Below are 11,822 nucleotides of genomic sequence, written 5' to 3'. Positions count from 1 at the left end.
AAAGTAATTTTTTGTGTAAAACACTGCTTTTTAATACTTCCTTTTTTATTTAGCAACCGATACATCTTTAAAAATAAACCAGGAAAGATTGTCTATTTTTTTTCTTCGTTATTGGTTACATTAAAACGCATAAAAAATACAATAATTTAATATACGCAAAATGGTTTAGGTCTTTGAGAACATTCTCAAGACCTAAACCTAGCTTATTTGTGAGTATAAATTATTTTAACTCAACTACAGCTCCTGCTTCTTCTAAAGCTTTCTTAAGACCTTCAGCCTCATCTTTAGAAACTCCTTCTTTTACGTTTGTTGGAGCAGCATCAACTAAATCTTTAGCTTCTTTAAGACCTAAACCAGTTAATTCTTTAACCGCTTTAACTACTCCTAATTTAGAAGCTCCAGCATCTTTTAATACTACTGTAAATTCAGTTTGCTCAGCAGCAGCAGCAGCATCTCCTCCACCAGCAGCAACTACAACAGCTGCAGCAGCAGGCTCGATACCATACTCATCTTTTAATATTGTTGCTAATTCGTTAACTTCTTTAACTGTTAAGTTAACTAATTGTTCTGCGAATTGTTTCAAATCTGCCATTTTTTCTATCTTTTAAAATGTTTTGTAAAAATATAATTTATTAAGTGCGAACGTATTATTCTGCTGCTTCTTCCTTGTTAGGTTGATTTTGAAGAGCTGCAATAACTCTTTGAGCAGGTGATTGTAATAACCCAATAATCTCTGCGATAACTTCTTCTTTAGATTTAATAGCAACTAAGCTATCTAATAAATTATCACCAATAAAGATTTCTTGATTAATGTAAGCTCCTTTAAAGATTGGTTTTTCACCTTTCTTACGGAATTCTTTGATGATCTTTGCTGGACCGTTAGCAGTATCAGCAATGAACATAGAAGTATTTCCTTTAAGAACTGATGCTAAATCACCATAGTCGTTATCAGAAGCTTCCATTGCCTTTTCTAACAATGTGTTCTTAACAACTTCTAATTTAATACCAGCTTTAAAACAAGCTCTTCTTAAGTTTGAAGTAGTATCTGCATCAAGTCCTGAAATGTCTGCTAAATAAACAACATTCACATCCGCTAACTGTGCAGTTAAATCTTCAATAGCGATTGATTTTTCTTCTCTAGTCATACTAAAAATTTTTAACTACCAATTATACAGCTTTAGGATCTAAAGCAATAGCAGGACTCTGAGTACTTGATATATGAATAGACTTGATATATGTACCTTTTGCTGCAGTTGGTTTTAATTTGATTAATGTTTGAACGATTTCATGTGCATTGTCATAGATTTTGTCAGCATCAAAAGATACTCTACCTATTCCTGCGTGAACGATACCAGTTTTATCAACTTTAAAGTCAATTTTACCAGCTTTCACTTCTTGCACTGCTTTAGCAACATCCATAGTTACTGTTCCTGTTTTAGGATTAGGCATTAAACCTCTTGGACCTAAAATACGACCTAATGGACCTAATTTACCCATAACAGCTGGCATAGTGATGATTACATCAACATCTGTCCAACCATCTTTAATTTTTTGTAAATAATCATCTAAACCTACGTGGTCTGCACCAGCAGCTTTAGCTTCAGCTTCTTTATCTGGAGTGACTAATGCTAATACTCTTACATCTTTACCAGTTCCATGAGGTAATGTTACAACACCTCTTACCATTTGATTCGCTTTTCTAGGATCTACACCAAGTTTTACTGCGATATCAACAGACTCATCAAATTTTGCAGAAGCAACTTCTTTAATTAATGCAGAAGCATCTCTTAATGAGTAAAGTTTATTCTTCTCAATTTTTGCTGCAGCCTCTTTTTGCTTTTTTGTCAATTTTGCCATTGTCTAATTTCTTTTTAGAGATTAAAAAGGAGCATTTCCTGTTACTGTTATACCCATAGATCTAGCCGTTCCAGCAATCATACTCATAGCTTTTTCAATTTCAAAAGCATTTAAGTCTGCCATCTTGTCTTCAGCAATAGTTCTAATTTGATCCCAAGTAACGTTTGCTACTTTTTTACGGTTAGGTTGCCCTGAACCAGACTTTAATTTTGCTGCTTCTAATAACTGAATTGCAGCAGGTGGCGTTTTAACAACAAAGTCAAAAGACTTGTCTTTATACACAGTAATTTGTACTGGTAAAACTTTGCCAGGTTTGTCTTGTGTTCTCGCATTAAATTGCTTACAGAACTCCATGATGTTAACCCCAGCAGCCCCCAAAGCAGGTCCAACCGGTGGCGATGGATTCGCAGCACCTCCCTTAACTTGTAGTTTAACTACTTTACTAACTTCTTTTGCCATTTTTAAAAAAATTTAGCACATCTACCAATTGGAAGCGATTGATGTGATTTATATATGTAACGAAAAATTATACTTTTTCAACTTGCATAAAACTTAACTCTAAAGGTGTCTTTCTACCAAAAATTTTCACCATTACTTCAAGTTTACGCTTTTCTTCATTTACCTTCTCAATAGTACCATTGAAACCATTAAAAGGACCGTCTACTACTTTTACAGTTTCACCTACTACATAAGGAATAGCTAAATTATCAACTTTAATAGATAACTCATCAACTTTTCCTAACATTCTATTAACTTCAGATTGTCTTAATGGAACAGCATCTCCCCCTTTTGTTTCACCTAAAAAACCAATAACACCTGGAATTGATTTAATAATATGCGGTATTTCACCAGTTAAATTAGCTTCAATCATTATATAACCTGGGAAATAAACTCTTTCTTTGGGAATTTTTTTTCCATCTCTAACTTGAACAACTTTTTCAGTTGGAACAAGAACCTGAGATATATAATCAGCCATACCTAGTCTTGAAGCTTCTGTCTCAATGTAGTTTTTTACTTTATTCTCTTGACCACTTACAGCTCTTACTACATACCACTTATTAACATTATTATCAGCCATACTGTAAGTATTATTTTAAAATATTAAAAAATCCTTCAAGTGCTTTTACAAATAATTCATCAACACCCCAAGTTAGTAGAGCGAAAATAACTGAAAATACAGCAACAATAATTGTCAAACGCTGAACTTCTGCCCAAAGAGGCCAAGTAACATTTGCTTTCAATTCATGAAATGCTTCTGATATGTAATTAACTACTTTTGTCATTTTAATCTTTATTTGCACGGGCGGAGGGATTCGAACCCCCATCAATGGTTTTGGAGACCACTATACTAGCCCTTGTACTACGCCCGTTTGTTAAAAACCAGCAGCGAACTGCTGGTTTAAATTTATTATCGACTTATAATTAGTCTAAAATTTCAGTAACCTGACCAGCACCTACTGTTCTACCACCCTCACGGATAGCGAAACGTAAACCTACTGATAAAGCGATAGGACTTAATAATTGAACATCAATTGTTAAGTTATCACCTGGCATAACCATCTCTACACCAGCTGGTAAAGAAATAGTTCCTGTTACGTCAGTTGTACGTACATAAAACTGTGGACGGTAGTTATTGTGGAATGGAGTGTGACGTCCACCTTCTTCTTTTTTCAAGATATACACCTCAGCTTTGAAGTGAGCGTGTGGCTTAACAGATCCTGGTTTAATGATAACCATTCCTCTTTTAATATCTTCTTTAGCGATACCTCTCAATAATAAACCTACGTTATCACCAGCTTCACCTCTATCAAGGATTTTACGGAACATCTCAACACCTGTAATAGTAGAAGTTAATTTTTCAGCTCCCATACCAATGATTTCAACAGCATCACCTGTATTAGCAACACCAGTTTCGATACGACCTGTAGCAACAGTTCCACGACCTGTAATTGTAAACACGTCTTCAACTGGCATCAAGAAAGGCTTATCAACATCACGAGCAGGTAATTCAATCCAGTTATCAACTGCATCCATTAAAGCTAAAACTGTGTCAACCCATTTTGGCTCACCATTTAAAGCTCCTAAAGCAGAACCTTGAATAACAGGACCATTATCACCATCATATTGATAGAAAGATAATAAATCTCTGATTTCCATTTCTACTAATTCTAATAATTCAGCATCATCAACCATATCCACTTTGTTCATGAATACAACCATTCTAGGCACACCTACTTGACGACCTAAAAGGATGTGCTCTCTAGTTTGTGGCATAGGACCATCTGTAGCAGCAACTACTAAGATAGCACCATCCATTTGAGCAGCACCAGTAACCATGTTCTTAACGTAATCCGCGTGACCTGGACAGTCAACGTGAGCATAGTGACGGTTAGCTGTAGAATATTCTACGTGAGATGTATTAATAGTAATACCTCTTTCTTTTTCTTCTGGAGCATTATCAATTTGATCAAATGATTTTGCTTCTGATAAACCAGCATCAGCTAATACTTTAGTAATAGCAGCAGTTAATGTAGTTTTACCGTGGTCAACGTGTCCGATAGTTCCAATATTTAAATGGGGCTTCGAACGATCAAAGGTTTCTTTTGCCATGATTTAATAATTTAATCTTAGTTATATATTAGTGTTCAAAAAATAAACTTTCTTAAGAGCCAATGACGGGAATTGAACCCGTGACCTCTTCCTTACCAAGGAAGCACTCTACCCCTGAGCTACACCGGCTTTTGTGAGTTCAGAAGTTAGAATTCAGAATTCAGAAATATCCAAATTCGTTTTTCTAAATCCTAATTTTCATTGTGGGGAGAGCAGGATTCGAACCTGCGAAGACTTAGTCAGCGGATTTACAGTCCGCCCTCGTTGGCCGCTTGAGTATCTCCCCAATCCATTTATATTTTAGAAACCAAAACTTAGAGCCGATGGAGGGACTCGAACCCACGACCTGCTGATTACAAATCAGCTGCTCTAGCCAGCTGAGCTACACCGGCAACTTAAATATAAAAAGTCCGCTATTTCTAACGGACTGCAAATGTATATAATTTATTTTTGAATCAAAACATTTTTTAATTTTTTTTTCTATTTAAGAGTGAGAACGTAATTTTTCTTTTCTTTTTGTAACTACTCGCTCCAAAGAATCGACAGATAAGTCAACCGCCTCTTCAAAACTTTTAGCTGTTTTCTTAACCAAAAACTCATCACCTGGTACATGAATTTTAATTTCAACTGTTTTATTTTCCTTATCACTCGTATTCTCTAATTTCAAAAATACTTCAGAAGAAACTATCTTATCATAAAACTTTTCTAACTTATCCAATCTTTCTTGAATAAAATCTACTAATTTTCTGTCTACATTAAAATTTACTGCTTGAACGTTAACTTTCATAATCCTATTAATTAAAGGTTATACAATCGAGTTATTTTTTATTTCTTGGATGTGCATCTTGATATACTTTCTTCAACTCCGACAAACTACTGTGAGTATAAATTTGAGTTGAAGACAAACTGACATGACCTAATAACTCTTTTACTGAATTTAAATCGGCACCATTATTCAACAGATGTGTTGCAAAAGTATGCCTAAGAACGTGTGGACTCTTTTTTTCTTTTTTTGAGACATTACTAAAGTAATCATTTATTAATCGATACACAAACGATTCGCTGATTTTACATCCTTTTTTTGATAAAATTAACACATCCTTATCCTCAATACATTCTAATTTAAAGCGTTGTATTTTATATTGGTGATATAAAACGAAAGTAGAATCCAAGATTGGCAACACTCGCTCCTTATTTCTTTTTCCTAAAACCTTGAGTGTTTTTTTAATTTCATCTACGCTATTCAATTTTAGATTAATCAATTCGGCTCTGCGAATTCCAGTTGTGTAAAAAAGTTCGACAATAAATCGATTTCGAACCGTTTCAAAATCATTTAAATCAACATCATCTAACAAAACTTCTTTCAATTCAATTTCCGAAAAAGGAATTTGAATTTTCTTAGCTGTTTTTAACGATTTATGTTTCAACAAGGGATTAACTGAAATCTGCTTTATTTTAAGCAAAAACTTATAATATGATTTTAAGGATGAAATTTTCCGATTAATCGATGTAGGCGATATTTTTTGCTCCATCAATAAAACTATCCAATTCCTTACATTTGAATAAACCACTTCTTCAAGAGCAATAGAATGCTCAAGTAAATAATTCTGAAAAGACAAAATATCATCCACATAAGCTCGAACAGTTAAAGGAGAATAGTTTTTCTCTTTTACCAAATAGTGCTGATATGCTTGTAAATTTGTAGTCATAAAAAAAACCGCTAAAACAAAGTTACACTTTATTTTTAGCGGTTAGTATGATTATTTCAAAAATATTAATTCTCTAATGAATCTCTTAATCCTTGAATATAAGCAGCCTTTTGAATTTGAGCTCTTTTGATTACAGAAGGCTTCGTAAATTGCTGACGTGCTCTTAATTGACGAACAGTCCCTGTTTTATCAAACTTTCTTTTATAGCGCTTTAATGCTCTATCGATATTTTCTCCGTCTTTAATTGGTATAATTAACATAATATAGACACCTCCTCTCGTTAAGGGTGCAAATGTAGAAATTATTTTTTTAATTAAAAAATCACTTTTGCAAACTTTTTAAATTAATATATTAAAAATAAAAAATCCTATTCATTGAATAGGATTTTAATAATTTAAATTACTTTGTTAAACTGCTGGCTTGTAATCTTTATTATCAATAATCATTTTTGATAAAATTTCCTTCAAAATCTCTGAAGTTCCTCCACCAATAGGTCCCAAACGACTATCTCTTAACAAACGAGCTAAAGGATATTCTTCCATATAACCATAACCTCCTAACATTTGCAAACAATCATAAATTACTTGATCTGCAACCTTAGTAGACTTTAATTTAGCCATAGTAGCTTCTTTAACTACATATTCCCCTTTGATTAATCTGGCTACAGCAGCATAATTAAAAATCTTACAATGTTCCACTTCTGTAGCATGCTCTACCATAGTATGTCTTAGAGCCTGAAACTTATTAATTGTATTTCCAAAAGCTTCTCTTTGTGACATGTATTCTAATGTATAATCGATCGCATATTCAGCTCGTGCATGAGCGTTGATTGCCATTATCAGACGTTCTAAAGCGAAATGCTGCATAATATAAGGAAAACCTTTTCCTTCTTCACCCATTAAATTCTCCAAAGGAATTTCCACACTATCAAATGCTATTTCCGCAGTATCAGAGGCTCTCCATCCTAATTTATCTAATTTTGTAGCGGATATTCCTTTTGTGTTAGTATCAACCAAGAAGATACTAATCCCTTTGTTACCTAATTCTGTATTCGTTTTGGCTGCCACTACATAATAATCAGCATACACCCCATTTGTTATAAAAGTCTTAGAACCGTTAATTACAAATTTATCCCCTTTTCGAATTGCATTAGTTCTCATTCCTGCTACATCACTACCTCCAAAAGGTTCTGTAATGCATAATGCCCCAATTTTTTTTCCAGCTATACTAGGCGCCAAATAATCTTGTTTAATTCGCTCGTCTCCTTCTGCGTTTAAATGTGTCATTGCTAAATATGCATGAGCCCACATAGCAGCTGCAAAACCAGAAGACTTAATTTTTTGTAATTCTTCTAAAAAGATAACAGTGTAAAATAAATCCAAATTCATTCCACCATAAGCCTCTGGATAATTCAATCCAAAGAAACCCATCTCACCAAATTTTTCCCAAATAAAACGATCAATGGTTCCTGTTTTTTCCCATTTCTCTATGTGTGGTACTACTTCTTTCTGTAAAAAATCTCTAAAACTTTTTCTAAATAATTCGTGTTCTTCAGTGAAATATATCGAATTCATAAAACTATTAATGTTATGTTTGTTTTGTGGTATGATTTTAAAAATCCAAATATAAGTTGATTATTTGTATTTTATCATTAGGCATTCCTTTAATTTTTGTTAAATCGTCAATATTTTTAATTCCGTTATTCATAGTTCTGTAGATGACAATTTCTTTGGCCAAAGCATAATTAAAATAAGGAAACTTTACTAAATCTTTTTGAGACAGTTCATTAATCTTAATTTTCTTCAATCCATCTTGACTTTTAACAGTAAATCTCTTCTCTAAATCGGCCAAAGCTTCTGGACTAATTCCCCAAATAAATTGAAATTGCCCCATACTAACAAAACAACCCAACTTTTCTTTTTCTTGCATAATTTTATCAGCTAATTTTTCTCCGATACCATAGACTGCAATTAAATCTTCTCTACTTGCTGAATTAATATCTTTTTGAATTATCTTTTCTTTTTCCTTTGGTAAAAACTTATGAAACTTTTGTGAAGTAATATTTGTTTTATTTTTTACCCAATCAGGAAATTTGAAGTACGGACTAATTTTTGCTAAAAAAGCATCCGAAACCTTAGTAACATGTTGAAATTCTTTTGCAGAATTAACATATTCCCCTTTGTTACGAAAAGCATGCAAGCGATCAATTTCTTGAATTGACATCCCTAACTTATAACCTTTGTAATCGGTTATAAAGTTTGGATTAAATGGAAATATCGTATCTTTCTTATTTTGATGGATATTTTTTAAACTATCTATTTCGTTTTGTATGGATAACCATGCCTTATCATTAGAATTATTTTTTAGATTAAAAAAATCATCTTTAAAAAAAAAGTAGGCAAGTTGAACTAAAATAATGAGTGTAAATAACAAAAAAATTCCACTTCTATGATCTCTAGAAAACAAGAAATATGTCTTTAATTTAGTCATATTAAAACTATTTTGGCTAATGGATGAATATCAAAATACTTGAATAGAATCAAATAACTTTGAAATTTCATAAAGCTAAATAAAAAAATGTTATGATGCTAAATATTAAATATGAATAGTTAAACAAGTTATATGCTAAATCATTCATAAAAAACCATTAATAGTTTAACCAAAAATTTACAGATCAAAAACCGAACTTCTTTTAGTTCGTATCATATCTTTAAGCTTTAATAGAAAAGCTAACGTTAGATAAAGACCAAAACCTAAACCAACAGTAATGAAAGAAATATAAATAAAAAACAAACGAACATTAGTGGCTCGCATACCTAAACGATCAGCAAGGCGTGATGCTACAAAAAAACCATGCCTTTCAAAAAAATGTAATAGGTTCTGAATCATTTCAAAATTTTTCATCAAAATTACAATTATTTTCTTAGAATATTGATTCCGACAGAACAATCTAAACACTTTTTAAAATCGCAATATTCTTTTTTTAATTGTAATAATGATTGGGATTCAAATGCATTTTTTGATATAACTCCAAAAGATGCAAACTTTTCAATTATTGCATTTTTCTCAGAAGGAATTAAAGAAACGATATCAATTAACTCTTCTATTATATCTTTTTTCTGACTTAAAGCATAAGCAAAACGCAAAGGAATGATAGTATTTACAACCAATAAATCGATGAACGACATAGAAAGTTTTTTTACCTTTTTAGAACTTTTCTTGTCAAAGTTATAATGGGTTTCCCAATATTGACTAACACCAATATTAAAAATTTGATAAAATTGTTTCATTGAATTACAACTTATCAACTGTGAAAATAGATTTTTCTGATGAAAATATACGTTAGCCAATTGCGCCAAACGAATTGTTGGAAAATTATCTGGACGATGTTTGTAAAATGATACACATTCTGTAATCATGTCTTTTAATTGATACTTCTGAAGCAAATAAAGGTACTGCTTTTGCAACTCCTTAGCATATGTATCTTGAAAATCTGAAGAAAGTAAATTTGCTTGCCCCAGAAACAAAGCCTCAAGAGATTCTAAAGAAAATGATTCTTTCCTTATAATTGAAAACGGAATGGATTTAGCAATTTTGAAAAAAATTTCCCCGTTAGTGTTCAATCCAAAATTCTTTGCTAGTAAACAAAACAAAATTGCTTCCCAATCTTGATTAAAATCTTCAACTAATTCAAAAATTAATTCTGATTTTCTTTCCAATCGCTCTAAAAACAAACGTTCCTTCCAATTTTGAAAAACAAAACCATCCACATTCTTAATTTCATTTTCGCAATATATCCATGATTTTTGTGCCATTAAAGATTGATAATTCTGTAAATCTGAAAAGGAAATATGTTCTTTTAGTTCCAATGTTGGAAGTTCAGAATTATCTTTTCTAAAAATGGGAACATCATTTTCCCAAACAACATGTAAAATCACAGAATCATAATTTGGATCTTTTTCATGGTTATGTAGGTACCAATCAGATGATTTGAGATGTATCTCAACATTTCCAGCCCATTTTTGATTTCCGATAATAAGTTGTGCATTAAAAAAATCTGGTCCAGCTAACTGAAGGTATTGACCTGAATTAAGAATCTGAATAGACTCTCCTTTAGTGGTTTGTAATTTTGAAATATCAAATTTCTTGAATTGCCACAAGTAGTGCAAAAAATCTTCTTTCATTTTGTATGGCGTATATAATTGAATAACAAATATATAAAAATAAAAAAACCTGCAAAAATTAATTTACAGGTTAATTAAATCGAATATAAAATTATTATTTTATAGAACTAATGATATCATATTTTGTAATGATGTGATGTTTTCCATTACCTAAATCAATTAATACAGCTTGATTATCCTTTGTAATCAATTTTGAAACTTCTTCTATTGGAGTGCCTACAGCTACAATTGGATAAGGTTTCCCCATTACCTCTCTTATAGGCTTTTCAGCTGTGTTTTTATCTACTAAATAGCTTTGAAACAAATCGGATTCATCTACCGAGCCAACAAATCCATTTACATCAACAACAGGAATTTGAGAAATTTTATACTTTCTCATTCTTTCAATAGCATGCGAAACTAATTCTTCTGTTCGGACAATTACTAATGGTTTATCAATGTGTTCTTTTATTAAATCTTCTGCTTTAGTAATTTCTTCTTCAAGAAAACCTCTTTCACGCATCCAATCATCATTAAACATTTTACCTACATATCGACTACCAGAATCGTGAAATAAAACCACTACAACATCTTCTGGCTTGAAGTGTTCTTTTAATTGTAATAAACCTTTAACTGCTGCTCCTGAGGAATTTCCAACAAAAATACCTTCTTCTAAAGCTATCTTTCTTGTGTAAACGGCAGCATCTTTATCTGTAACTTTTGTAAAACCATCAATCAATGAAAAATCAACGTTCTTAGGTAAAATATCCTCACCTATTCCTTCTGTAATGTAAGAATAAATTTCATTCTGATCAAAAATACCAGTTTCATGATATTTTTTAAAAACAGAGCCATACGTATCTACTCCCCAAATTTTAATATTAGGATTTTTCTCTTTCAAATATTTAGCAATACCAGAAATAGTTCCTCCAGTACCAACGCCTACAACAAAATGGGTAATTTTACCATCCGTTTGCTCCCAAATCTCAGGACCCGTTTGTTCGTAATTTGCTTTTGAGTTGCTTGGATTATCGTATTGATTCACATACCAAGAATTTGGAATTTCTTCTCCTAATCTTTTGGAAACGGAATAATATGAACGAGGATCAGTTGGTTCAACATCCGTAGGACAAATGATTACTTTAGCTCCTACAGCACGTAGAATATCTGATTTTTCTTTGGATTGTTTGTCTGAAATTACAAAAATACACTTATAACCTTTAACGATTGCAGCTAAAGCCAAACCCATTCCAGTATTACCTGAAGTTCCTTCAATAATGGTTCCTCCCGGCTTTAAACGACCATCTGCTTCTGCATCTTCGATCATTTTAAGGGCCATTCTATCTTTAGCAGAATTACCTGGATTAAAAGTTTCTACTTTAGCTAAAACCAGAGCATCAATTTCAGCTGTTACTTTGTTAAGCTTAACTAGTGGTGTATTACCAATAGTTTCTAATATATTTTTTGCGTATTTCATTATTGA

Annotated in this window: 15 protein-coding genes and 4 tRNA genes; all 19 read right to left on the bottom strand. The window is 32.1% G+C overall.

Going from position 1 to position 11,822, the window contains the following annotated elements:
* Positions 1 to 220 precede the first annotated feature (220 nt).
* Positions 221 to 592 (bottom strand): 50S ribosomal protein L7/L12, encoded by a 372-nt coding sequence (rplL, locus tag NAT47_RS01835; RefSeq protein ID WP_250579746.1) that lies wholly within the window; start codon positions 590 to 592, stop codon positions 221 to 223.
* Between the two features lie 55 nt (positions 593 to 647).
* On the bottom strand, positions 648 to 1,145 hold the full coding sequence (rplJ, locus tag NAT47_RS01830; protein ID WP_250579744.1) for a 50S ribosomal protein L10: 498 nt from the start codon (positions 1,143 to 1,145) through the stop codon (positions 648 to 650).
* A 22-nt stretch (positions 1,146 to 1,167) separates the two neighbouring features.
* Complete coding sequence (gene rplA, locus NAT47_RS01825; RefSeq protein WP_250579742.1) at positions 1,168 to 1,857, bottom strand: 50S ribosomal protein L1; 690 nt, start codon at positions 1,855 to 1,857, stop codon at positions 1,168 to 1,170.
* Positions 1,858 to 1,878: 21 nt separating this feature from the next.
* The gene (rplK, locus tag NAT47_RS01820; RefSeq protein WP_026724872.1) at positions 1,879 to 2,316 is read right to left on the bottom strand and encodes a 50S ribosomal protein L11; all 438 of its coding nucleotides are present in this window, start codon (positions 2,314 to 2,316) and stop codon (positions 1,879 to 1,881) included.
* A gap of 67 nt (positions 2,317 to 2,383) precedes the next feature.
* A complete protein-coding gene (nusG, locus tag NAT47_RS01815; RefSeq protein ID WP_250579740.1) occupies positions 2,384 to 2,935 on the bottom strand; it encodes a transcription termination/antitermination protein NusG in 552 nt (183 codons plus the stop codon).
* A 10-nt stretch (positions 2,936 to 2,945) separates the two neighbouring features.
* Positions 2,946 to 3,140: a preprotein translocase subunit SecE gene (gene secE, locus NAT47_RS01810; RefSeq protein WP_250579738.1), complete on the bottom strand. Its 195-nt coding sequence runs from the start codon at positions 3,138 to 3,140 to the stop codon at positions 2,946 to 2,948.
* 15 nt (positions 3,141 to 3,155) lie between these two features.
* Positions 3,156 to 3,227 (bottom strand) — tRNA-Trp (locus tag NAT47_RS01805).
* Between the two features lie 52 nt (positions 3,228 to 3,279).
* A complete protein-coding gene (gene tuf, locus NAT47_RS01800; protein WP_250579736.1) occupies positions 3,280 to 4,467 on the bottom strand; it encodes an elongation factor Tu in 1,188 nt (395 codons plus the stop codon).
* Positions 4,468 to 4,524: 57 nt separating this feature from the next.
* Positions 4,525 to 4,596, bottom strand: a tRNA-Thr gene (locus NAT47_RS01795).
* Between the two features lie 75 nt (positions 4,597 to 4,671).
* A tRNA-Tyr gene (locus NAT47_RS01790) sits at positions 4,672 to 4,753 on the bottom strand.
* A 32-nt stretch (positions 4,754 to 4,785) separates the two neighbouring features.
* Positions 4,786 to 4,859 (bottom strand) — tRNA-Thr (locus tag NAT47_RS01785).
* 92 nt (positions 4,860 to 4,951) lie between these two features.
* The gene (hpf, locus tag NAT47_RS01780; RefSeq protein WP_250579734.1) at positions 4,952 to 5,254 is read right to left on the bottom strand and encodes a ribosome hibernation-promoting factor, HPF/YfiA family; all 303 of its coding nucleotides are present in this window, start codon (positions 5,252 to 5,254) and stop codon (positions 4,952 to 4,954) included.
* Between the two features lie 31 nt (positions 5,255 to 5,285).
* On the bottom strand, positions 5,286 to 6,176 hold the full coding sequence (locus tag NAT47_RS01775) for a tyrosine-type recombinase/integrase (protein WP_250579732.1): 891 nt from the start codon (positions 6,174 to 6,176) through the stop codon (positions 5,286 to 5,288).
* 65 nt (positions 6,177 to 6,241) lie between these two features.
* Positions 6,242 to 6,436 (bottom strand): 30S ribosomal protein S21, encoded by a 195-nt coding sequence (gene rpsU / locus NAT47_RS01770; protein WP_250579730.1) that lies wholly within the window; start codon positions 6,434 to 6,436, stop codon positions 6,242 to 6,244.
* A gap of 147 nt (positions 6,437 to 6,583) precedes the next feature.
* Positions 6,584 to 7,750, bottom strand: a complete 1,167-nt coding sequence (locus tag NAT47_RS01765; protein WP_250579729.1) for an acyl-CoA dehydrogenase family protein — start codon at positions 7,748 to 7,750, stop codon at positions 6,584 to 6,586.
* A gap of 37 nt (positions 7,751 to 7,787) precedes the next feature.
* Positions 7,788 to 8,666 carry a ComEA family DNA-binding protein gene (locus NAT47_RS01760; RefSeq protein ID WP_250579728.1) on the bottom strand — a complete coding sequence of 293 codons (879 nt, stop codon included), beginning with the start codon at positions 8,664 to 8,666 and terminating at the stop codon, positions 7,788 to 7,790.
* 177 nt (positions 8,667 to 8,843) lie between these two features.
* Complete coding sequence (locus NAT47_RS01755; protein ID WP_408610581.1) at positions 8,844 to 9,080, bottom strand: PspC domain-containing protein; 237 nt, start codon at positions 9,078 to 9,080, stop codon at positions 8,844 to 8,846.
* A gap of 11 nt (positions 9,081 to 9,091) precedes the next feature.
* Complete coding sequence (locus tag NAT47_RS01750; protein WP_250579727.1) at positions 9,092 to 10,360, bottom strand: DUF2851 family protein; 1,269 nt, start codon at positions 10,358 to 10,360, stop codon at positions 9,092 to 9,094.
* Positions 10,361 to 10,454: 94 nt separating this feature from the next.
* Positions 10,455 to 11,816: a pyridoxal-phosphate dependent enzyme gene (locus NAT47_RS01745; RefSeq protein WP_250579726.1), complete on the bottom strand. Its 1,362-nt coding sequence runs from the start codon at positions 11,814 to 11,816 to the stop codon at positions 10,455 to 10,457.
* Between the last annotated feature and the right edge of the window lie 6 nt (positions 11,817 to 11,822).

This window comes from Flavobacterium fragile (genome assembly GCF_023634865.1).
GTDB lineage: Bacteria > Bacteroidota > Bacteroidia > Flavobacteriales > Flavobacteriaceae > Flavobacterium > Flavobacterium fragile.
Note: the sequence above shows the minus strand (reverse complement) of the source record. Positions and strands in the feature narration are given on the sequence as shown.

Bases quoted from the DNA above. Each gene is read 5' to 3' on its own strand.
- rplL (WP_250579746.1), bottom strand. From the start codon at position 592: ATGGCAGATTTGAAACAATTCGCAGAACAATTAGTTAACTTAACAGTT.
- rplJ (WP_250579744.1), bottom strand. From the start codon at position 1,145: ATGACTAGAGAAGAAAAATCAATCGCTATTGAAGATTTAACTGCACAG.
- rplA (WP_250579742.1), bottom strand. From the start codon at position 1,857: ATGGCAAAATTGACAAAAAAGCAAAAAGAGGCTGCAGCAAAAATTGAG.
- rplK (WP_026724872.1), bottom strand. From the start codon at position 2,316: ATGGCAAAAGAAGTTAGTAAAGTAGTTAAACTACAAGTTAAGGGAGGT.
- nusG (WP_250579740.1), bottom strand. From the start codon at position 2,935: ATGGCTGATAATAATGTTAATAAGTGGTATGTAGTAAGAGCTGTAAGT.
- secE (WP_250579738.1), bottom strand. From the start codon at position 3,140: ATGACAAAAGTAGTTAATTACATATCAGAAGCATTTCATGAATTGAAA.
- tuf (WP_250579736.1), bottom strand. From the start codon at position 4,467: ATGGCAAAAGAAACCTTTGATCGTTCGAAGCCCCATTTAAATATTGGA.
- hpf (WP_250579734.1), bottom strand. From the start codon at position 5,254: ATGAAAGTTAACGTTCAAGCAGTAAATTTTAATGTAGACAGAAAATTA.
- NAT47_RS01775 (WP_250579732.1), bottom strand. From the start codon at position 6,176: ATGACTACAAATTTACAAGCATATCAGCACTATTTGGTAAAAGAGAAA.
- rpsU (WP_250579730.1), bottom strand. From the start codon at position 6,436: ATGTTAATTATACCAATTAAAGACGGAGAAAATATCGATAGAGCATTA.
- NAT47_RS01765 (WP_250579729.1), bottom strand. From the start codon at position 7,750: ATGAATTCGATATATTTCACTGAAGAACACGAATTATTTAGAAAAAGT.
- NAT47_RS01760 (WP_250579728.1), bottom strand. From the start codon at position 8,666: ATGACTAAATTAAAGACATATTTCTTGTTTTCTAGAGATCATAGAAGT.
- NAT47_RS01755 (WP_408610581.1), bottom strand. From the start codon at position 9,080: ATGAAAAATTTTGAAATGATTCAGAACCTATTACATTTTTTTGAAAGG.
- NAT47_RS01750 (WP_250579727.1), bottom strand. From the start codon at position 10,360: ATGAAAGAAGATTTTTTGCACTACTTGTGGCAATTCAAGAAATTTGAT.
- NAT47_RS01745 (WP_250579726.1), bottom strand. From the start codon at position 11,816: ATGAAATACGCAAAAAATATATTAGAAACTATTGGTAATACACCACTA.